The organism is Paraburkholderia sprentiae WSM5005 (genome assembly GCF_001865575.2).
Classification (GTDB): Bacteria; Pseudomonadota; Gammaproteobacteria; order Burkholderiales; family Burkholderiaceae; genus Paraburkholderia; species Paraburkholderia sprentiae.
This window is the reverse complement of sequence record NZ_CP017565.2, coordinates 311,149-332,512: the sequence shown is the minus strand read 5'-3', so window position 1 is coordinate 332,512 and position 21,364 is coordinate 311,149. Positions and strand designations below refer to the sequence as shown.

Here is a 21,364-nt window from a genome sequence, read left to right as displayed (position 1 = left end):
CTGGGGACATGAAGAAAAAAATGTCACGGGGAGACATCAATCGGTGTAAGCACGAAATCAAATGATGAACGCCAGATCGTCTCGACGCCGTTAATGCGCTCGAAGGGTGCTACCAGCGTTTGCTTGACACCAAATACCGCATCGCAAGTGATGTATGCGTCGTCGCCGACGAACGTGTGGGTGACCAGCTTCTGGAAGCCCTCCGCAGTCACCATAAAGTGCATATGTGCAGGACGGTACGGGCCACGCCCGAGTGCAGCGAGCATTTTCCCGACAGGTCCGTCATGCGGGATCGGGTATGAAACGGGCTTGATGCCGACGAAGTTATATTGCCCATCCTCGCCGGTCGTGAAGATGCCGCGGTTATTCCACCTGGGCTGAATATCCGGCTGCTGCACGTCGTAGAATCCTTCCGAGTTATCGGACCACACGTCGAGGCGGGCACCGGCGACAGGATTGCCGTGCAGATCGATTACACGCCCCACGAAAAGACAACGCTCGCCTTTTCCATCGAACGATATATGCGCCCCCATTTCACGCTCAGGCGCACCCACGACATGGAATGGCCCCATCACCGTGTTTTCGGTCGCGCCACCAGGGCGGCGGTTATTGATCGCGTCGACCAGCATCGACACACCCAGCGTGTCGCTCAACAGGATGAACTCCTGCCGCTCTTCGCTACAGATCTGCCCGGTCCGGGTCAGGAAGTCGATCGCGACCTCCCATTCCTGTTGCGTGAGATGAACATCTTTCACGAAGGCATGAAGGTGGGCCACTAGCGAAGTCATCACCTCCTTGAAGCGGGGATTGGTATCCGGCGCGATGCGGGAATTGACGGCTTCAACAGAACTGCTTTCTTTAAAAAATTCGGGCATGGTCGATTTCCCTTGATGAACGATATCGCACGTCAACGACCATCATTCCGGCCGAGCGCCTTCCCAGGCGCGCTGCAGCAGCGAACGTACAGCAGTCCGCTCGATGGGACGCGGATTCCAGTACGGGTTCTTTACCGCCAGATCGGCCGCAAGGTCAAGTTGTGATTCCTTCAGACCCAGATCTTTCAAGGCCAGTGGGGCGCCAAGCGACCTGGCAAAGTCATGAAGTCCGCCGCCGATCGAGCCGCTGAACAGGTCAGCCAGCGGCTGCAGTTCCGCAGCGGCCGCCGGTGCGTTGTAGGCTGCCGAATGCGGCAACACGATCGCGTGGGTTTCCGCGTGAGGCAGGTCAAAGCTTCCACCCAGCGTGTGGCAAAGCTTGTGATGCAACGACATGCCGACGGTCCCCAGCACCGAGCCGCACAACCAGGCGCCATAAAGCGCATCGGTTCGGGCTGGCAGATCGTCCGGACGCTTAACGATGACGCGCAGCGCATCGCGCAATGCGCGCACGCCCTCCACCGCCATCAGCGACGAAACCGGATTGCGGTCGCGTGCGTATACGCCCTCGACCGCGTGGGCCATCGCGTTCAGACCGCTGGTCACGCTCATCGCCACGGGTAGGTCGATAGTCAGCGTCGCGTCGTAGATCACGACTTCGGGCAGGACCTTCGGATCGCGGACGGTCGTCTTGATCCCGTTCTCGGTCTGCCCCAGGATCGGAGTCACCTCGGAACCCGCGTATGTTGTAGCCACGACGATCTGCGGTGCGTCGTTGCGCCACGCGATGGCCTTGCCCAGGCCGATGGTCGAGCCGCCGCCCAGCGCGACCAGGCAATCCGCGCCCGAAGCCTCGAATGCCTCCATGGCTTTAAGTGTCACGGCCACCGGGGTGTGCGTGGCGGCTTCGCTGAACATGCCGGCCGCCAGTGACCCTATTCGCCCAGCCAGTTTCTGCGCATCGGCGCGCTGGAACGGCGTGGACAGGATCAGCGCGCGCTTCGCGCCCAGTCCCCCGATCTCGTCAGCAACGGCTTCCAGTGTCCCCGGGCCAAACAGAATGCGGCCCGGGTTGATCTGGTATGTAAAGCTCGCAGTCATTGACGAACTCCCGAATCACGCATCTCACTAGGTAAAACCGTGAGCTCACCTTCACGCGCTTCGTCGCGGTGGCCCAGTACCCGGTTCACGATACGGTTAGCTTCCGACGCTGTACTTCCACGCCATGCAACGATCTGGTCCGGACGGATGAGAACAAGCGGTGCTTCGTAAAGCGCAGATATTTCGGGACCGGATATCCGTACGACCCGGAGGTCGACATTGAACCGATTCATCGCCGACGCGAACGGCGTTGCATCCTCAGCGATCGGACCCAACACCAGAAGCGTCCAATCAAATCCAAAGGCGTCAAAAAGCGACGATCCATCTTCAAGCCACGCATGAGGTGGCCGTCCACCCGGATAGGCAGTAGGGGTGTAAGCATTCGGAGCGTCGGCGGGTGGGCATGAGCCGTCCGCTACGATGGCCGGCGAGCCATCGTAGCGGTCGCCAAACGTAACACCGGGAATATTGAACTCGGCGCGCCCATGTTCACCCAGATACTTTCCGGCCTCGACCCGCGCGGCGTCACCACGTGGCCCGTCCTCCTCGATTTCCGCTACCGGAGCGAATAAGCCCAGGGAATCGGCGAACGCACGGGCATAACTAGTGTTTCTGATGGCAAGAGGCCGACGCTCGAGTTCATACGTGTCGAGCAGGCCGACGCCGGCCTTCCCCTTTAACACCGAGGCGAGCTTCCAGCCGAGATTGACGGCGTCCTCCACCGCCGTGTTGTATCCGAGCCCACCAGTCGGCGTGAACAGATGCACCGCATCGCCTCCCAGAAAGATGCGACCCCGCTGAAAGTGCTCGGCAACCAGCGAGTGCCCCGCTGTCCAGCCCCCCTTGGAGAGGACCTCGACGTCGAGATCGATGCCTGCCGCGGCTATAAACAGCGCACGCGCGTCCGCGTCGGTGAAGGTCTCTTCCTTCTCATGTGCCCGCAACTGCGTGTGGAAAGCAAACTCACCCTTCCCGTCCACAGCCGCCATGAATGCCCGGCGGTCACGATTAAACGTTACATTCATCCACGCAGAAGCATGCGGGATGCGCTGGTAAAAATCGGGGCAACGCAGGTAGACGGCAAACATGCGGCCACCCATGAAGTCACGGATGATGCCTGTTTCGCCCGTATAGCGGAACCCCAGCCGCTCGCGCACGAAGCTCCTCGGCCCGTCCGCGCCAACCAGATACCGGCTGCGGACGATAAAAGGTGTACCGCCGCGTCGATCCACAACCGTGGTTTCTACTCCCTCGGCATCCTCTTTGAAATCGGCCACCCGGTGTCCGTAGCGAACAGTCACGCCCGGCAGCCGTTCGGCCTGACGCCGGAGCACCGCCTCCACGTACTTCTGCGAAACCCGATGCGGTAACTCGGCCGCACTCCACGGGCCCTTGAGCTCCCGAGCCTTGAGTATGGCCTCCTGGGCGGACGGCAGCCTGAAACGCGCGAGTTCGTGCCCCGCATAGCGGGTGAAGTAGGCGATGTCCGTGGGAAAGTCCGGAGGCAAGCCCTGGGCGCGGATTTCGTCCGCAAAGCCCAGCCGTCTGTAGTGCTCCATGGTCCGGGCCTGAGTGGCGTTTGCCTGGGGATTGAATGCAGTGCTCTCCTTTTCATCCGCTAGAAACACGGAGACGCCACGGCGCCCAAGTTCATTGGCCAGCATGAGGCCGCACGGGCCGCCACCGCAGATCATCACATCGGCTTCCATCGTTTCCGCACTCATAGCTGATATTGAGGTTGATTTATCGCAAGCATTTCTGACATGATTGATAGTAAGGCTGCCTGACCACATCAACAAGTAGGTGTTTTCACCGCCTGGATTCAAACCCGGCTCGCAAGGTGGCGATATACTTTGTGCGGCAAGGCATATGGGCGATTTTCAGCCAATCATTCATTTGAAAACAGCAACTAACATGGCCGTGACACCCGACACAACCAGCGACCGGAAGAAAATGACAGAACGGCGTGCAGTCCACGATGACGTGGCGCGTCCTGGAGCGAGCGGTGCATGGCGGACGTCAAATATAGGAAGGCTGCTGAACGAGGCAGTTCACCGGTTTGAGGCGAGCGTACTGGAGAAGATGGCTATCGCGGGCCACGACGAATGTACGCTCAGCCATATCAGTGTCACCCGAAACCTCGATCTTGAGGGAACCCGGGCGGTTGAGCTTGCGCGTCGGGCGGCGATGACAAAGCAGTCACTTGGAGAACTCATCACGCAGCTTGAAACTCTCGGAATCGTGAAGCGGGAACCGGACCCCACCGACGGACGTGCCAAGGTTGTGCTGTTCACTGAACGAGGCCGGAACTGGCTCGAACAATTCCACACCGCGCTGGAACAGACCGAGGCAGAAATGGAAAGCGAACTCGGCCCTGCGCTCTACAAAGCCATAAAGCGTGGGCTTCGAAAATATTCCGATCGAACCGATTGAGTATCAGATCTCGCTTGGGCTGGACGACTTCTCAAGAAAAAAAGCTGACCATCCGGTCGGCACGACCCACTGACCTCCGGATGAGATGTTGCTGTGTCATGGCTGACCGACATGCGAATTCTGTCACCCAACTTGGAGCCTGGCTGATTCAACGGAGAGCTCTTGACGAAAGCGGCAGACCGCGAAGATCGGCTAGTTCGAAGACATCGACCGTGGCGATGAAAAAGCGGGCAGCTGCCCGGAGGACACGTCAAGTTCCGACAGCAGACGGCCTATCGGTCACAGCGTGAACGAAAGCGCCTCGAACGTCGTGTCCTCTACTCTCGCCAGCATTGCTTCGGGCAGGTTGCGCTGAGCTTGTTCCGGACGCCGCGCAATCGCTCACTTGCCCACTTGCCCACTTGCTCACTTGCTCACTCGCTTGTCGCGTAATCCACCTGGTACCGGTCGGTGCGCACACCCGCAACTTCGTCCCGTACACGCAGATGCTCAGGATGAGTCGCATAAGCCTGTAGTGCTTCCCGACTGTCGAACTCCGAATAAAGTACGACGTCGCAAGCGTAGTCGATACGGCTGATGTCGATTCCGATCTCGAGCTTGCGCATCCCGGAGATTTTCCCGTTCAAATCTTCGAACGCGCTCTTGACAAGATTCGCCGCTTCGGCTTTTTTCGCAGGCGATTCGCCACGAACGTTCCACATCACGATGTGCTTTATCACTATTTCACCTTGAGTTGTGCGCCTTGGGTTTCGGCGCGAACGATATATATTACGGACGCGGCCAATCGGGCTGGATACGATGTTCGCCCACGGGTTTGCCGAATGGCAAATGCAACTGTCATCGCGAACCCGGGTATCGAACTCGATCTGGTAGTGTTCGCGGTGTTGCGGCTCACGAGCGCGAAGCATGCTGACCGGGGTATATGCGCCCTCGGACAAGAGCATCGCCGGAATGATCACCTTGCGGTGCCCTTACGGGTCCGCGGGACCTCCCGCTGTCATATCCCAATTGCGAAAGTAGCGCATGGCCTTAGCCAACCGGCCACTAAATGCCGATTGACTTAAACTGAGCCCTTCCGCGGCGCGCGCGATCTTTCGCTCAACAAGCAGCACATCAAGGGCCACCAAAAGATTCAGGTCCAGAAGGACGTTTGCGCCCAAATAGGCGGCCAGACTGGCCGGTACGATATATCCGCAGTGGTATCTCATCTGAGAAGTCAAGGCTCCTCAGCAATGTAAAGCGCCGCGGCGCGAACGCCCTCGATGCAGATCTGCTCGTCTTCGTCACCGGTGCCTCCACTCGCACCAATTGCACCGAGCACAGCCCCGCTTCTGGACGTGATCAGAATCGCCCCCGTCTGCGGCACGAACTTTCCTTCGCTCGCTGTGCCGATCGCGCCGAAGAACACTGGATTGTCTTTTGCGCGCTCCAGCAATGTTCGCGACGAGACGCCCAGCCCAAAGGCCGCAGCAGCTTTTCCATGCGCAATGTTGATCCGCAAAGCAGTAGCGCCGTCCTCGCGACTCGTCAACTTGATGAGTCCCGCCTCGTCGAGCACGACGAGCGCCATCGGCCGAAAGCCGTTGCGCCGTGCACTAGCGAGCGCCTCGACAACGATCCGGTTGGCAACGTCCAGGGAAAGTGTATCCATTTCTAAGCCTTAGTCTCTGTTAGTGGTTGGATGGGGTGCCATGATCGGCCACCCCGTTGCTGCGGTATTGCACTACGGTATGTATGACGCGTTGCAGACTGAGAGGCACACTGACCGGCTGCCATCGACCCACGCTACCCAGCCGATCCCCGGTTGCCTTATCGGTAACTGTGAAGGTTCCTGCATGTGCCGCATCCATATGCAAGAGCGATTAGTTGGGTAGTTGCTGAAGTAACTCAGCTTCGCGATCATGGATGGTGACAGCGAAGTCGAAGATCTGACCGTCGTCGGGCTCGGGCACGAGAAGGCTGACGTGGCGCTCGATAGTGTTGCCAGCGTTGAAGTTTCGGTGGACGACGCCGGCCGGCAGGAAGACGAGGGAGTTGACTGGGGCGGCAACACGTTGCTTGCCGATGTCCAATGTCATTTCACCTTCCTGAATCAGGTAGATCTGCGTAAACGCATGGATATGAAAGTCGGGGCTACCCGCTCCGGGTTGCACCTGCAGCACATTCATCCGCATTGTCTGCGCGCCCTGTTTACGGTCGATGAGGCTCTGGTAGGCGAAGCCCCCGCCTTCGAAGCGGGACTGATCAATGGGGATCACTCGTGCGGAGGACGCCGGCATCGCGGCGCGGGAGAAGCCAGACGGCACCACAGTTTCGATCTCTGCCCAAACTGCCCCTCCGTCTCCGCTGACCGAGCCCGAGATACCCGCCGGGATGAAGGCAAGTTCGCCGATGCTCAAATTTTGAGATTCGCCGTGAGCATGCAGAAATGCAGAACCGGCAAGCAGAAGGGCGAACTGCTCGACATCGTCGCGGGAATACACTGCCCTCGACACCCCGCCTCGGTGCAGCCGCACAGTGCAACCGACGCCGTCTTCCGGGCCGAGAAGCCATTCGCTCGCAGGGCCAGCCGACAGCCCATCGATCAGAAAGGGTCTTACGTAGCGCATTGTAGATTCCCGTTCAGTCGTCGCCGGCTACTGGTTCGCGCAGGCGCACGCTTACGCTGCCCAACGTAGCGAAGTCGAGTTGTGCGAAGCGGTTCTGTGGTGTGATGCGCTGAGGCGGCGCCAGGCTGCCGGTCATGAGAATCTGACCGGCGTGCAACTTCTCGCCAATCTTGTGCAGGCCGGCGGCCATCGCCGAGATCACTTGAAGCGGGCTGCCCATGGCCTCAAAGCCAGCGGCCGCGGCACGGGCCTCGCCGTCAATGCTCACCAGACAGGCCTCCAGTCGCGCGTCGATTCCGCGCGCGGATGTAATCCGGGAACCGAAGACAATGTAGCCTCCAGCGGCCTTCTGCACGGCAATCATGTGGGCGAAGCTGTAGCGCTGCTCAAGCACGCCGGGACGCAGCGGTGCCACCTCAATCGCAGGAAGAAAGCCATCGATCGCTCGCAGCACTTCAGTGTGCGTAAGCTCAGGGCCCTCCAGGTCGCTCGCCAGCACCACCGCCAATTCGCTTTCGATAAAAGCAGCGTCGCAGTCGAGTGCGACTTCGTCGCCGTCCGCGCGAGCGAGCGACGAAAGCAACGTGCCGATCATCGGACGAGGAGCATCCGGGAACATCTTTCGAATGCCAGCAGACGTGAACGACGCCTGATGACCGATGATGCGATCACCCGCTGCCACACGACGGCGCTTTACAGCCAGCTGCACAGCCAGCGCCTCCTCATGGGTAATATCAGGCTTCAGTTTGATAATGTCTTGCTCGGGATCACTGTCGATACCGGGCTGATCAATGTGCGACACAAGTTTGTCGAACGTCGTACTCATTAGCATTCCTCTGTTCCGTTTCCGTTGTTGGGGAGTGCATCATCCACGAACATCTCCGTCATAGTGAGTTCCGCTTCACTTAGTCCCGAATATCGCGTTCACCCCTGGTCTTCAGGCCACCACCTAATCATGTCGGTGAAAAGTCTTTCCTCCGTCGTGGCTGTGAGCACCGTGCCTCCGGTGGTCGTCGTGTGCGTGATCATGGCCTGCTTGACGCCCGGGCACAGCGCGATCGTGGGCGCTGGACGAGTAATGTTGCTGCAGCAGGTCTTTACCATAGTCACCGCCGTTCGGCGAGCGCACGATGGTGTGAACATGGAACCGCGCCGGCTCTTCGTTGGCCAGAAAGATGCCGCTGTGGTGATCAAATTCGAACAACACAACGGGGCTATGGATGCGGAAGTAAAACGGGCTAACCTCATCGACCGGGCCAATCCATGCGAAGTGTGTCTGTTCGAGATAGCGTTCAATCTCGCGCATTCGCGCCTCTGCTGGTCCGCCGGGGAGATTTTCGACAAACAGCTCCGCCAGCGATAGTAGGTTGCGTCGGGCTCTCAGGCCCAGACTACCTACAGGCACCCCTTCATGCGGAACGATCCGGTTGTCCTGGAACGCACCACCGACTTGCCGGCCATCGTCAGGGTGGTAACGTCCGGGCTGCTGCTCTGAAGTAAGCATGGAGCCGTACAGCGCCGCACGCGACCGTTCGGCGTCACCTAGCGAGCGCATCAGGCGCAGTGCGCGCTCCTCATGCGGTCTGAACAGCCTCCGGCTTTCCTCGCCATGCCCGTGGTCGGGTTCAAGTCCAATGAACACCGGTGAAAGCACCATCCTTCGACCCACGAAGATGCAGTTCAGCGCCAGATGATGTCCGAACAGCTGCCATCCCCACGGCTGCTCTACCGACGGCGTGCCAAAGATCGACATCGTGAACGACCACTCGTTGAGGAGCTCTGTCAAATCGATCAGTCGGCCGAGGAACAGATTGTTAGACATGACATCGCGCACGCGCTGATGGCCGCTCGACGACAACGAGGCCTGCACGATTTCCAGTGCGAGCTCCCGCTGCGGCATCGGCAGCTCCAACAACTCGACCTGCGAATCGCGCAGGATGAGCGGTGTGTTCTGCCAATGCCGCCACAGATCCGAATCGAGGGAAAATGACACCTTGTCTCGGATGCTGGAATCGAGCGCTGCCAGCCAGTGAGCTGCCGCCTTGGCGGCAGCTTCCACCGGTGCGCCATCGGGCTCAGTGGAAAAGAGGCCCTCTATTCGATGTCCGTCAGTGGTCAGCCCATGAAACTCCTGGGTGGACAATGGTCCCCAGACCCCAAGCAGCCGATCAAGGAAAGGCGGGTAATCGGTCAGGCTCATTCTGGCGTCGCTTTTTGATAGCCGCGGCACCTTCGCGGGGTCGACGTATTGTGAAAAATCAGCCGTGCTCATCTGTGCGCTCCCGTTGGTCACCTTGCCTGCGGCCGTTCCACAATCGGCGTGATCACGGCGCCCAGACCTTCTACTTCCACGCGCACCACGTCCCCTGGTTTGAGATAGCGCGGCGGCTTCATGCCGATGCCCACACCCGAAGGCGTGCCGGTGATCATCAGATCACCGGCGCTCAGCGTCATCGAACGCGAGACATACGCCAGCAACGTAGGCACGTCAAAGATCAGGTCCGAGGTGATGCCATCCTGAACCCGCTCACCATTGACATCGGTTGTGACGCGCCAGCCATCCGCCGGATCGCCCGCTTCGTCGGCCGTGACTATCGGCCCCATGGGGCCGCTGCGATCGGTGTTCTTGCCCAGCGTCCATTGGGATGTTTCCAGTTGCAGCGTCCTGGCACTGAGGTCGTTGAACGTGCAGTAGCCAAGAATGGCTCGACGCGCGGCTTCCGGTGTGGCACCCAACAGCGTATCCCCGATCACCACCCCGAGTTCGGCTTCCCAGTCGTACGCCGTGTCCATCGTCGGCGATTCATCGCCGTCGCATATGACAGTCTCGGCCCAGCGTGAGAATACGACCGGCCGCTCCGGAATCGGGCTGCCAGTCTCGATTGCGTGGCTACGGTAATTCAGGCCGATGCAAACCACCTTCGCGTCCGAACGCAGCGGGGAGCGCAAGCGAAGCCCCTCGCGAGGCAGTCGCTCTCCGCCGCCAGCAGAAAAACTCGCCCACGGAGTGCGCCAGAACGTGTCCCTGTCGGCAAGGCGCACCACCTCGGCCCCATCAACGTAGCCGATCGCGAGAGCATCGCCGTCCTCATAACAGATGAGCTTCATGTATGGCCCTTTATGAGTTCGTTAGAACGTAGTCCCTTCAGTAGCCGGCGTGTAGGGAATCATCCCGTGAGCGCCAATCCGCAGTGGTGGCGCGTCGGCGCCAAATTGCACCCCGGGCGGGTCACGTCCTTCCTGCACGTCCTTGACCGCTTCTGCCAGTCGCCGGCGCAGAAGAGCAAGTGGCACATCGCTCTGAGCCAGATGCTCGCGGTTGTGCGCTGGGAGCGTACCGATGCTCGACTGAGCTTCATAGTCGCCTGGCATGCTCTGACGCTCCTCTTCCGTCAGCTCCCACCACGTCTTGCCCATGTGCACCAGGTCGAACTCGCCGCGCTTTTGGCCCTTCTTTGAGCGGAACAGCAAAAAATTGAAGTAGTGTGTGTTGTCAACTGGCACGAAGTAGAGGAGATCGATCAGCGTTGCCACTACCGCAATATTGGGGACAATTGCCTCGTTGGAAGCAAGGAAGAGTCCCTGCCCCGGAACCGGCATGGGAACACCCTGCTTGACGCCCAACACGGAACGCCCGGAAACAATCTGTCCGGCGAGATTCTTGACGTGCGCATAGGGCGGCAGCTCAGCGTCATCGCCATCGACGCGCATCAACGGGGCACCCGTAAATTGATCGCCCGAGTGGTGAAAGTGCAACCATGGAAGATGTGCCGCGTCCAGCGTGTTCTCATACGCCTGGAGGAAATTGAAGTTGAGCGGGTTGTACGGTTGATCGTTCAGCGGCCCATAACCCGGCTTCCAACGGACCTCGACGTACTCATCGTCCGCCAGGTTCTCCAGATGCTCCCACCGTGGCAACACAGGTTTTTTCTCGGGCGGACCCATATAAGCATAGGCGAGGCCATAGCGCTCCTCGACGGGATACCATGGCTGACAGACCTTGGCGCGATGGCGTCCACCATCGACTTCAGCCGGTTGGTTAAGGCAGCGCCCCCGAACGTCGAACTTCCACCCGTGATAGCAGCAGCGGATACCGTCTTCCTCAACCCGACCGAAATAGAGGCTGGTGCCGCGGTGGGCGCAACGCTCATGGACCAATCCTGCGCGCCCCTGCTTGTCGCGAAACGCGATCAAATTCTCCCCGAGCAAGCGCACCCTGCGAGGCTTGTCGGTGAGATCCTCGGAAAGGGCAAACGGCTGCCAGTATCGCCGCATGAGCTCACCCATCGGAGTCCCCTGCTCCACCTCAACCAACTCCCGCCGGTAGGCGGGCTGCTTAATGCCGTAGCCGGTGCCAGTATCAATCTCCACTGCGCGTTCGTCGCCCATCTTGTGTCTCCTCTTTTTCCCTCTGATTCAAACGAACGACTTACACTTGCTCGTTCGTAGCCTCCAGTGCATGGCGCCCTTCACCGCCAACATTCGCCTGGCGCAGCAGCGGCACCACTTCCTGACCAAAAAGGTCGAACGCGACGCGGTTCTCTGCAGGACCGCCATGGTTGTCGAGCATGGCAAGCAGATGGCCCGCACCGGTAGCCTCGCACTGCGCAGCGATGAGGTCCGCAACCTCGACCGGAGAGCCAGCGATAAATTCGTCACTCGAAAGCGGAATCCCACCATGCGACTTTTGCGGCGCATCTGGCACCGGGCCGTGATTCACCTTGTCGTCATGCTTGAGGAACATGTTGCGCACCTGCTCCTCCACCTGCGCCGCCAGATCACGGGCCTTATCACCATCACGGTCGACCATGATGATTCGTCGCAGACCTAACAAATCTTCAGACACTGCGAGGCCCGCTTTCCCGGCTTCCTCACGATAGCCGCCGAATACCTTCTGCACTTGTTCCACGGACGAGAAGCCCGTGCAAATGCGCGTGCCACGCCATGCCGCACGGCGCGCTGACGCCTCGCTCACCACCGTCGTCCAGCGATTCGGGGACGGACGCTGCGATGGCATGGGCACCAGAGTCAGATTCTCAAAGTCCCAATACTTGCCGTGATGGGTGACGGGTTCGCCGGGATGGGCGAGTGCCCAGTCCAGGATTTCGAGCGCTTCGAGGTTTCGCTCATTCGCCTCGACAACACCGAGACCCACTTTCGCCATTTCGGGCGGAATACCCGCAGCGGTTCCAACCTCCAGCCGGCCTCTTGTCAGGTGATCGAGCATACCGATCTCCTCGATGACCCGCCAAGGCTGATAGTACGGCAGCACCATGCCCATGACGCCGAGCCTGAGCTTGCTTGTGACTGGCGCCAGTGCGGCGATCAACAGATTGGGCGAGGGGCTATAGCCAGGACCAAAATGGTGCTCGCTAAAGAAGATGCCTTCGAAGCCATAGCCTTCGGCGCGGGTCCACATCGCCCAGAAACTCGCAAATTCGTCCGCTACGTCCGCAGGCGTCACTCCAGCGCGCGGACTCTGGATTAATACGCCCTTTTCGGTCGGCGCGCGAAAAAATTCGAAAAGCCAAGGTTTGATCATTCAATGTCTCCATCTTGCCGAAACAGGCCGGCGGTCTTCACCACGTCGAGCGGCAGCTCCCTCCGAGCTCGCGTACGCCCCCACAGTCGACGCGAGTAGTTCATGTCAACTGAGAACGGATGCTACAAGTTATATTGTCCATTTGCACTAGATACTTTCCATACCCATGAGCGGGCGGGCGATATACTCACGGCTCTGAGATGCCGTTGAAATAGCTTCCACCATCGTCGTCCGATGCCTCGCCACGTGCTGGGGCGGAGCCCCCGTCTGGCAGGCAATGGACAACGCGTCGCCGGATAACTCGCCCTCAGCGAGAGACTTAGCCAGTCAGCCATGGCAAAGGCATTGAGCGGCCGTTTAGCTGGGATAGGCCGTCGACCAGGTTCGTCGGAATCGATCCCGCGTGCGCCCTTGCTGAGAAAGCGGTATGTCAGCGCAAACTGGTTAAGGGATACCATTGGTCCAGCTGCAGAAGTTCAGCAACGAAGTTGCACGAACTGAACCAACGCGACAGGTTGGCGCAAGGATGTCGAGCATCGACGAAGCAAGCCAGAACGGTTCACCAGGACGCAGCCACGCAGCACGAAGTGAAGTGGCCGGTGGGGATACGAGAACGAGTCGCACGAACAAAGGAGGCTCGTACCATAGGATCAGAGCATGCGCAGAACAACGAAACAGGCTGTCACAAGCACCATCCCCGAACCCTCGACATCTGCTGAGGTCGACTCAGCAGACGACGACATGGTCAATGTCCGCCGTCGCCAGGGTCGCGCGGTAGCAACGCGTCGCAAAATCCTCGACGCAGCGCTTCGAGAGTTCGCGACGCAGGGCTTCGATGGCGCTACGACGCGCTCAATAGCGGACCGCGCAGGGGTGCCGCACGGACTCGTCATCTACCACTATGAGACGAAGCTAGCCGTCTGGCAGGCGGTAATGGAGCTCGCGCTCGGCGAGTTGCATGATCAGTTTGTGCGAACGGTTGATCAGTTAAAGGGTAGCGATCCGGAAGTCGTCCTGCGTGCCGTTTACGGCGACTTCATACGGATGTCAGGCGCAAGACCAGAGCTCGGCTGGTTGTTTTCGTACGAGGTCGCCGGGCAGTCAAATCGTCTGCACTGGCTGCTTAACCGGATCCGCTCACAGGACCTCGAGTACACGCTTGATCTTATCCGACAGCTCCAGGCCGCCGGTCGCTTCGTTGACGGCGACCCAGCACACCTGCACTTTCTGTTCATCGGCGCGGCGACGCGAATCTTTGGACTGGCACCAGAGATCGAGCATCATGTCGGCGTATCGCCGTTCGATAAGGACTTCATCGAGCGGCACGTAGAACTTTGCTTGAGCCTCTTTTTCCGGCCGTCAACAGCAAAGCCGTCCTCTGCCCGGGTTGCACGCAAACGGTCCACCCAGTAGGGCTTCACGCCAGGTGTGAAGGTCGAGGCGGCATGCCCGCCCTCGATAGCGAAGCCGGCACCCTCAGTCGGAACGTCCTTGTCAACCACCGCCAATCCACGTAGTCGGTACCGTTCACACGAGACTATACGATCGGCGAGTGCGAAGTGCTTCCAAACGGTCATCGCACCCCAAGCTGAAATGACAGTGCCTCGCGGCCCGAAGGCCAGCGCTTGAATACCGTGAAGGTGCAGTCCTCAGCGAAGCCTTGGGAAAAAGAAAGACGCGGGGGGAACGCGTGCATTGCCTGCGTTCCTCCCCGCGTTGTTCCACCCCACTCAGCGTGGCTGCGCTACGGCCATCATTTGCACGAATTCCCGCTGACTGGATGCACGCGCGAACGGATTTATCGCCCGCGCCTCAGCCTCCAGAGCAGCGCGATCGATCAGCGTGCGACGATAGAAGAACGCAACTTCCGCCATCACTCCATCGATCATCGCCGGGGTCATTGCGAACTCGTGCCGCTGTGAATGAAGGTAGTGGAACTCGACCTCTGCTCCCGCATCGACGAATGCGCTCAGCAGATCCATCCCGGCGTCGAGGGGCTGCATGTAATCCGCCATGCCCCCAAGGATGAGAGTGCTGGGAAAACGCGAGTTAACAAAATGGATTGGGCTCGCCGCGCGCGCCGCCTCCTCGCCGCCGCCCTGCAGAAGCAACGCGAGCGGAGGGCGTTCCATGGCGACAGGATCCGTTGCAAGGCGCGCCGGCGCGAAAAATGAGACGACCGCCGCCACCTGCGCTCCCGACGGATTGCCGGGAACAGCGCCCTCGTTGCCGGAGCCGGACTGCGTGCCCGCGACCATCAGCGCGATGTGCGCACCTGCCGAATAACCCTGTAACGCAATCTTGTCCGGGTCGATTCCCAACCGGCTGCTTTGCGCGCGTGCCCATCGCACCATGTCGCGCACATCCTCGATCTGGCTGGGCCACGGCGCCTCATGAAGCAGGCGGTATTCGGCCGCGAGCACAACGAACCCCGTCTTCGCCAGAACTTCAGCGTACCCGTGCATCATCCGCCGATCGCCCGACGCCCAGCCGCCGCCATGAAGTAGGATGACTCCGACTCCATTCGTAGTCCCAGGTTTGAATATGTCAACGGAAAGTGCTCGACGACACTCGCCGGGCACCTGCTCGGTCCCAAAATTCGTCATGTCGTAGATCCTGAAAAGTGTACGGAACCTCAAGCCTTTTCGACAGCGGCGAGCGCCTCAAGGACGGAGGGCGGCGGAAATGGATAAGGCATCGTCGCCTTCAGGCCTTGTGTGAGTCCTTCTTGCACCAGCGGCAACTCTGCCAAAGCAGTGGCCAACCCGTCAGGGGACCAGTCCTGCTCACCGTTATTCAAATCGCGGCTCACCGACCAGCCGTCGAACAGCGTGACATCGTCGCCAATAACGCCCAGCATGCGTCCAGTGAAGCGGCAGTTAGATGACGCGAGATAAGCTACCAGCGCTGCGACGTGATCAGGCGACATGCGATCGAACCCCGCGGTAACCGGTTTCATCAGATCAGCAGCCACGCTCTCGCTGATTCGCGTGCGGGCGACAGGAGCAACTCCGTTGACGCGCACCCCCAGAGGCGCCAGCTCCATCGCGCTGCACATCGTCAGCATCGCGAGGGCCGCCTTGGAAGCGGAATACGCCGAATCGCCGGGCATCGGCGTCAACCCCATACCTGAAGTCGTATTGATAATCCGGCGCCCCGCCTCAGGCTCTTGCCCGGCCCAATATGCAGCCGCCCAGTGGGTCAGTGCCGCGGCGCCGTTGAGGTTGACGGCAATCGTCTGCTCCCAGTCCTTTCGCGTCGCCTTTGCGATAGGCACGCCGCGCGTGATCCCGGCGTTATTTACAACGATGTCCAGACGCCCAAAGGCAGCCAGCGTGGCTTCGACAAGTCCACCAACAGCGTCCCAGTCCGAGATGTCAGTGGCGTTCGCGACGGCAGATCCGCCATCACGCAGAATCCCTGCGGCCACGGCCTCTGCTGGTGCGGCGCTCGCCTCCCCCTCGCCGCTGAATTCCTTACCGATGTCATTAACGACGACGCTAGCCCCTGCACGGGCAAGCGCGAGCGCATGTGCTCGACCGATTCCTCTGCCGCCACCAGTGACGATTGCAACCTTGCCTTTTATATTCATCAACGCTGTCTCCTTGATTTTCCGTCAACCGGCAGCCGCAACATCACACATGTGCTGGACCGTTCTACAAACTGAATTTGACGCCACTATCTTGCTCAGTTGGACAAGATTAGCTATAGTCTGTCACAGAGACGGACACGCATCAAGGCAAATCAACAGAAGGAGACAAGCATGCCCAACACTGAACAGCAATCACGCATTGACGCGCTTACACAACGAGTGAATGAGCTCGTCGCGCGTGAGGACATCCGAACCTGCCTCTACCGGATTAACCGCGGAATGGACCGGATCGACGCGGAGCTCCTCGCCTCCGGCTTCTTTTCGGACGCCAGGATCCGGTGGGGCACCCCCGAGGCAGTCGATTTCGGCGAATGGTTGCAGGCCGCGCTGGCGATCCAGCAGAAGACCGAGCATGTCCAGCATTTGATCGGCAACATTCTGATCGACCTGGAGGGCGATCGCGCACGTGTGGAGTCATACGAAATCGGCCGGCATCTGACCCCGATGGGCGATGACATGAAGGATCTGATCATCGCCTCTCGGTACATCGACATCTTCGAGAAACGTGAAAGCCGATGGCGTATCGTCCGGCGCGACAAGGTGGTCGATTGGGCACGGATCATGGAGGGCAGCGATCCCGTCTACCAGCACGCGTCACTTGCTGGTCAACGTAATAGCAGCGACGTTTCGTTCGAGATGTTCGGCGAAAAGCCGTTTCATTCGCTCGTTTAACACCGACCCCGGCTAACAACCGGACGTGGTGCGCCCTTCTATCAAGTAGAGATGGTATGACCGAATCAGTTCGCATCATGCGGGTGCAAAGTATTGCCTGGGAAGCCACCGATGTCTTCTCGTTGTATCTGGCGGCAACGGATAGCGCTCCCCTCCCGCCGTTCGAGCCCGGTTCGCACATTGACGTCCATCTACCGAATGGGCTAATGCGCAGTTATTCATTGTCACGAATCTACAGTGACAAAGGCTATCGGATTACCGTTGCGCGCGATGCAGCCAGCACGGGCGGCTCTGTTTTTCTCGCCGATCAGCTGCGTCCCGGCGCGTTGATTGGCATTGGGGCAGCGTGCAATAACTTTCCGTTGGACGAAACAGCGAACCTCTCGGTATTTGTAGCAGGGGGCATCGGCGTCACCCCCTTCGTGCCGATGGCGGCACGGCTGAACGATATAGCACGGCCGTGGCGACTGCACTATTGTGTACGCACCCGCGAGCGCGCAGCGCTGCTCGATGAGCTTCAGGCGCTGGCTGCAGCCGGTGCGGGAGAGGTGATACTGAACGTCGACCATGAACCGGGTGGCACATTGCTGGACCTCGCCGCAGTAATCGGCGCGCTCGCGCCGAACGACCACGTTTATTGCTGCGGCCCCGGCGGAATGCTCGACTCGTTCCGGGCCACTTGCCGGGACCTTACGATAGACGACGCACACGTCCATTTCGAATATTTCAAAGGTGACGTTTCGGTCGCCAAGGATGGTTGCTTTGACCTCCATCTTGCGAAAAGCGGCCGGATTCTTCGCGTAGAACCTGGCAAGACAATTCTGGAAACGCTACAGCGTGAGGGCTTTGACGTCGCTTTTTCTTGTGAGCAGGGGGTGTGTGGCGCCTGCGAAACCCGCGTCCTCGCAGGGACGCCTGATCACCGCGATCTAATATTGAGCGATGCCGAACGCGCCATGGGCAGGAAGATGATGATCTGCTGCTCTGGCTCGAAGAGCCCTTCGCTAACGCTCGACATTTAACCCAGCTGAAAGCTGCCGATTCGGAGGAGAACTCATGACTACCAACCTGCCCGCCTTGGACCAGGCACGATTGCCCGCCCGCACGCCTGATAGCAACCCTGCGCGCTTCCTTTTGCTCTACGGTTCGGCCCGGTCAGGCTCATTCAGCCACCTGCTGGTTGAGGAGGCCGCACGGCTGTTGCGCCATCTGGGCGGCGACGTTCGCGTCTTCGACCCCGTGGGACTTCCGGTGCCCGGGACCGTGCCCGCAGACCACGAGAAGGTGAAGGAACTGCATGAGGCAGTCTTGTGGTCCGAGGGACAGCTGTGGTGCAGCCCGGAGAATTACGGCACCTTCTCCGCGATTATCAAGAATCAGCTCGACAGCTGTCCGCCAGCGATCAAGGGCACTCCCCTGTTTGCGGCCAAGCCGCTCGCTACCGTGCAGGTCTGCGGGGCCGGCCCCAGCTATAACACATCGGGCGCGCTGGCCACAGTGGGGCGATGGCTCGGCATGTTCGTGACGCCAAGTCAGCTGTGCGTACCAATGGTGCAGGAGGCGTTCGACGCCGATGGCCGCATGAAACCGTCACCACAGTACGACAAGCTGGTGGATCTGGTCGACGAGCTCGCCACCACTACTGCGGTCCTTCGAGGCCACCGGGCAGGGCTCCTCGAGAAGTACAGCCAGGCCACCGCCCGCTGATACCGCCCTGCTTTTTTCTTTGATTTCCACCGGAGAACCATTGTGACGCAGCCGTTCAGCGCCGCCGACCCCGATGATGACTATCAACAGCTCGCCACTGAACAAGCGCTCGCGACAGAGCGACTGATCGCGGAGCTAGGCTTTTCCGCCGGCACACGAGTGCTCGACATTGCCTGCGGTACCGGGCACGCCGCGCTTGCCGCGGCGCGCCGGCGCGCACAGGTGACCGCGGTTGACATCGACGAAACCTCGCTTGCGCGTGCGCGCCGGCGCGCTGAGGCCGAGGCGCTGGACGGCATCGATTTCCAAAGCGCCGATGCCCGCGCAATACCGTTTGCCGACGGCAGTTTCGACGTTGCGCTTTCGACGCTCGGTCTCGTGTTCCTGCCTGATCAGGAGGCCGCAGCGTGCGAACTGGCGCGCGTCGTGCGACCAGGCGGCGTCATCGCGCTGACCGCCTATACCGCGCAGAGCATCCCTGCGCAGGTGTATGAAATGGTTCAGGAGCTCGTGAAGCCCCCGGGTCGCCCCGAGCACCCGCATTACGCCTGGTCGCATGGGCCACGCGCCGGAGCGCTGCTGAATCCATGGTTCGACCTTGTGCGCGTGCGCTATCAAAGCACCGACACCTGCTTTCCGTCGGCCGCAGCATCGTTCGGCCACGTCTCGCGCTGGAACCCCAACATCCGTGGGCTCCTCACGCGTCTTACCGCGCCACAGCGTCAAACGTTTAGAGAAGGCTATATCACGATCCTTGAGCGCCACAATCGCGCAACCGACGGCACGTTCATCGCAAGCATGGACTATGCGGTGATCACAGGCGTGCGAAAAGCGTAAAGCCGATGCTGTTTCTCGTCCTACGCTCCTATTCGTGGTCAAATCCGGCTTGAATCGAAGGCCCGCCTTAAACAGTATGTTCAATCAGTGGTGTCCGGTTAAGTTTCGAACAAGTTCAGATGGTTAGATTGCGGCATTTGCGGGAGTGATCGATCGGGCCGCAAAGCGCGCGAGATCTCCGAATTCTCGAACACACATGCCGAAAGAATCTGTAAAGGTGTAGAGCGAGGCATCGCGTTGAAAGTCGTTGTTGACGATGGCAATCAGCACGTAGTTGAAAACGGCGCACCAGATTTGCGTCTTCACCGCGTTCTCGCTTGTGAAGGCTTGAGTTAAAAGTTTGTAGTACAAAGGTTATGCAAGGCTGGCGCCGGTTTGTCCTGACGCCTTCGAAGAACTGTGCGAAGGATTCGATTCTCTGTCGCACAAGTTGCATCGCGGCTACGCTCATAGGGTGCCGATCAACGGAAATGAAGGAACAGCCGATGGCTAGCTCAGGAAAATCTGCGTTTGATGGTCGAAAATTGGCTTGCACCGAATCCCGCGATGCCAGTTCGAGTCATCGAGTTCAGGCACTTCAGCTCACATCAGGGATGCTATGTACGCGTCGAGGCACTTCGACCGACGAGCTCGGGGACCAGGTCACGCAAAGGAACGCAGCACTCGTCGAAAGGGCTTCGGCAGCAGCCAGCTCACTGAAGGACCGAACAGGCAGACTTGCGAAACTGGTCGGCCAGTTCAAGCTTGAGGGCATTCAGGCGGAACAGCCAGCGCGGGACGCCTCCGATGAGATGACTTGAATCATCTCTGAGCCGTTTTAACGAGGCAGAGTGCAAGCCCTGCTGGGCGACAACAGGCCGCATGGGCCATAGTTTAAGGGACATCATATGCCGAGCTGCAGCACTCCCGAGGTCTGTAATGCGACTTCGACTTCAATGTGGTCAAACGCTGAACCTGAACCACGAGCGTTGCGCAAGCTCTTCGGCACTTACCCAACGGGCGTGGCCATCGTTACCACGCGCACGCCCGAGAGGCGCTCCGTCGGCTTGACCATCAATTCCTTCGCCACGCTCTCGCTCGAACCACCACTCATTCTCTGGAGCCTCGACAACCATTCGCCGAATCTTGCAGCGTTTCGCCACTGCTCCCATTTTGCGATTAATTTTCTTTCGTGCGACCACGAGCATTTGGCGCGTCGTTTTGCCAGCTCCGGCGTTGCAGACAAGTTTATCGACGTGGCATTAATCGAAGCACCCGAATGCGTCCCAGTTATTGATGGGGCGATCGCAACGCTCGTCTGTGCGCATGATGACTGCCGGGACGCAGGCGATCACCTGCTCTTCGTTGGTCGAGTTGTGCGCACGGCAAGCCGGGATGGTGCACCATTGGTGTTTCACGCGGGGCGATTCACTTCACTCGAAAATGCTCTCTGATCAGTCGTCACCGCGACGATGCGCACGAGTTACTATCGCATCGAGCAATGTCTGCGGGAACGCCAGTTGCGGACGACCCGCTTGGATCACGCCCTCGTTGCGCCGCTACAGCTACACGATACCCAATGCGCATAGTGTCAGTTCATATACGGATGGACTGACGTCGCTTATCGACGATAGGCCTGCTGACCAGGTCGAGCACCACCGGATAACACACCGGGCCTCAGCCGGTTGCAAACGGCGCGCCCCTGATGCCCATGGCCGGGCTTTCGCCGCACGGGTATGGGAAGGATCGAGGCCGCCCAAACACCAGCATGGGGAAGCCCTAAAGTTGTTGCTGACGCTGACACCCGAAGGCCAGCCTATGACGAGCGAGGCGTAGCTGCCGTCTCGCCGTAGTGCCTGCCGCAACAGCGTGCGGCGGTCCCGGGACGCAGCGGACGCACCGGGGACCGGCGGAACGTCGTCCCCACGGTCAGGTGCTGTCGCTGAAGATCAGCACC

General features: G+C 59.8%; 20 protein-coding genes and 1 pseudogene. 7 read left to right on the top strand and 14 right to left on the bottom strand.

What is annotated here, in order from left to right; all coding sequences use genetic code 11:
* Positions 1–23 precede the first annotated feature (23 nt).
* From BJG93_RS35270 to BJG93_RS35260, 3 genes are read right to left on the bottom strand one after another with little or no spacing between them, the layout of a single operon-like run.
* On the bottom strand, positions 24–875 hold the full coding sequence (locus BJG93_RS35270) for a dioxygenase family protein (RefSeq protein WP_027193678.1): 852 nt from the start codon (positions 873–875) through the stop codon (positions 24–26).
* Positions 876–917: 42 nt separating this feature from the next.
* Complete coding sequence (locus BJG93_RS35265) at positions 918–1,976, bottom strand: maleylacetate reductase (protein ID WP_027193679.1); 1,059 nt, start codon at positions 1,974–1,976, stop codon at positions 918–920.
* Positions 1,973–3,685, bottom strand: a complete 1,713-nt coding sequence (locus BJG93_RS35260) for an FAD-dependent oxidoreductase (RefSeq protein WP_202904044.1) — start codon at positions 3,683–3,685, stop codon at positions 1,973–1,975. The genes BJG93_RS35265 and BJG93_RS35260 overlap by 4 nt, the downstream gene beginning before the upstream one ends.
* Before the next feature lie 160 nt (positions 3,686–3,845).
* On the opposite strand from BJG93_RS35260, the gene BJG93_RS35255 reads away from it, so the two are divergent.
* A complete protein-coding gene (locus tag BJG93_RS35255; protein ID WP_231337690.1) occupies positions 3,846–4,409 on the top strand; it encodes a MarR family winged helix-turn-helix transcriptional regulator in 564 nt (187 codons plus the stop codon).
* A 413-nt stretch (positions 4,410–4,822) separates the two neighbouring features.
* Here BJG93_RS35255 and BJG93_RS36660 read toward each other — a convergent pair whose 3' ends face one another.
* From BJG93_RS36660 to BJG93_RS35210, 8 genes are all read right to left on the bottom strand, one after another.
* Complete coding sequence (locus tag BJG93_RS36660; RefSeq protein WP_027193681.1) at positions 4,823–5,128, bottom strand: Dabb family protein; 306 nt, start codon at positions 5,126–5,128, stop codon at positions 4,823–4,825.
* 497 nt (positions 5,129–5,625) lie between these two features.
* Positions 5,626–6,060, bottom strand: a complete 435-nt coding sequence (locus BJG93_RS35240; protein ID WP_027193683.1) for a GlcG/HbpS family heme-binding protein — start codon at positions 6,058–6,060, stop codon at positions 5,626–5,628.
* 211 nt (positions 6,061–6,271) lie between these two features.
* Positions 6,272–7,018, bottom strand: coding sequence for a cupin domain-containing protein (locus BJG93_RS35235; RefSeq protein WP_027193684.1), 747 nt, complete (start codon positions 7,016–7,018; stop codon positions 6,272–6,274).
* Positions 7,019–7,031: 13 nt separating this feature from the next.
* Positions 7,032–7,844, bottom strand: a complete 813-nt coding sequence (locus BJG93_RS35230) for a 2-keto-4-pentenoate hydratase (RefSeq protein ID WP_027193685.1) — start codon at positions 7,842–7,844, stop codon at positions 7,032–7,034.
* A gap of 123 nt (positions 7,845–7,967) precedes the next feature.
* Complete coding sequence (locus tag BJG93_RS35225; RefSeq protein WP_154671653.1) at positions 7,968–9,290, bottom strand: DUF3500 domain-containing protein; 1,323 nt, start codon at positions 9,288–9,290, stop codon at positions 7,968–7,970.
* Positions 9,291–9,307: 17 nt separating this feature from the next.
* Positions 9,308–10,126: a fumarylacetoacetate hydrolase family protein gene (locus BJG93_RS35220; protein ID WP_027193686.1), complete on the bottom strand. Its 819-nt coding sequence runs from the start codon at positions 10,124–10,126 to the stop codon at positions 9,308–9,310.
* Positions 10,127–10,147: 21 nt separating this feature from the next.
* Positions 10,148–11,407 (bottom strand): Rieske 2Fe-2S domain-containing protein, encoded by a 1,260-nt coding sequence (locus BJG93_RS35215; RefSeq protein WP_051374115.1) that lies wholly within the window; start codon positions 11,405–11,407, stop codon positions 10,148–10,150.
* A gap of 40 nt (positions 11,408–11,447) precedes the next feature.
* Positions 11,448–12,560: an LLM class flavin-dependent oxidoreductase gene (locus BJG93_RS35210; RefSeq protein WP_027193687.1), complete on the bottom strand. Its 1,113-nt coding sequence runs from the start codon at positions 12,558–12,560 to the stop codon at positions 11,448–11,450.
* A 657-nt stretch (positions 12,561–13,217) separates the two neighbouring features.
* Between BJG93_RS35210 and BJG93_RS35205 the strand changes: the two genes are divergently transcribed.
* Entirely contained in the window at positions 13,218–13,973 is a 756-nt protein-coding gene (locus tag BJG93_RS35205; protein ID WP_027193688.1) for a TetR/AcrR family transcriptional regulator, read from the top strand.
* A gap of 317 nt (positions 13,974–14,290) precedes the next feature.
* On the opposite strand, the gene BJG93_RS35200 is transcribed toward BJG93_RS35205, so the two are convergent.
* Positions 14,291–15,166, bottom strand: a complete 876-nt coding sequence (locus BJG93_RS35200) for an alpha/beta hydrolase (RefSeq protein WP_154671654.1) — start codon at positions 15,164–15,166, stop codon at positions 14,291–14,293.
* A gap of 29 nt (positions 15,167–15,195) precedes the next feature.
* Positions 15,196–16,152: an SDR family NAD(P)-dependent oxidoreductase gene (locus tag BJG93_RS35195; RefSeq protein WP_051374117.1), complete on the bottom strand. Its 957-nt coding sequence runs from the start codon at positions 16,150–16,152 to the stop codon at positions 15,196–15,198.
* Between the two features lie 171 nt (positions 16,153–16,323).
* Here BJG93_RS35195 and BJG93_RS35190 point away from each other — a divergent pair, with 171 nt between their 5' ends.
* From BJG93_RS35190 to BJG93_RS35175, 4 genes are read left to right on the top strand one after another with little or no spacing between them, the layout of a single operon-like run.
* The gene (locus BJG93_RS35190; RefSeq protein WP_082194434.1) at positions 16,324–16,884 is read left to right on the top strand and encodes a nuclear transport factor 2 family protein; all 561 of its coding nucleotides are present in this window, start codon (positions 16,324–16,326) and stop codon (positions 16,882–16,884) included.
* 56 nt (positions 16,885–16,940) lie between these two features.
* Complete coding sequence (locus BJG93_RS35185) at positions 16,941–17,906, top strand: PDR/VanB family oxidoreductase (RefSeq protein WP_027193689.1); 966 nt, start codon at positions 16,941–16,943, stop codon at positions 17,904–17,906.
* Positions 17,907–17,940: 34 nt separating this feature from the next.
* Positions 17,941–18,591: an NAD(P)H-dependent oxidoreductase gene (locus BJG93_RS35180; protein WP_051374120.1), complete on the top strand. Its 651-nt coding sequence runs from the start codon at positions 17,941–17,943 to the stop codon at positions 18,589–18,591.
* A 42-nt stretch (positions 18,592–18,633) separates the two neighbouring features.
* Entirely contained in the window at positions 18,634–19,428 is a 795-nt protein-coding gene (locus BJG93_RS35175) for a class I SAM-dependent methyltransferase (protein WP_051374121.1), read from the top strand.
* A 98-nt stretch (positions 19,429–19,526) separates the two neighbouring features.
* On the opposite strand, the pseudogene BJG93_RS35170 reads toward BJG93_RS35175, so the two are convergent.
* Positions 19,527–19,749 (bottom strand): annotated as a pseudogene (locus BJG93_RS35170) (IS4 family transposase); the annotation flags it as partial.
* Between the two features lie 614 nt (positions 19,750–20,363).
* On the opposite strand from BJG93_RS35170, the gene BJG93_RS35165 reads away from it, so the two are divergent.
* A complete protein-coding gene (locus tag BJG93_RS35165) occupies positions 20,364–20,861 on the top strand; it encodes a flavin reductase family protein (RefSeq protein ID WP_231337689.1) in 498 nt (165 codons plus the stop codon).
* Positions 20,862–21,364: the final 503 nt, after the last annotated feature.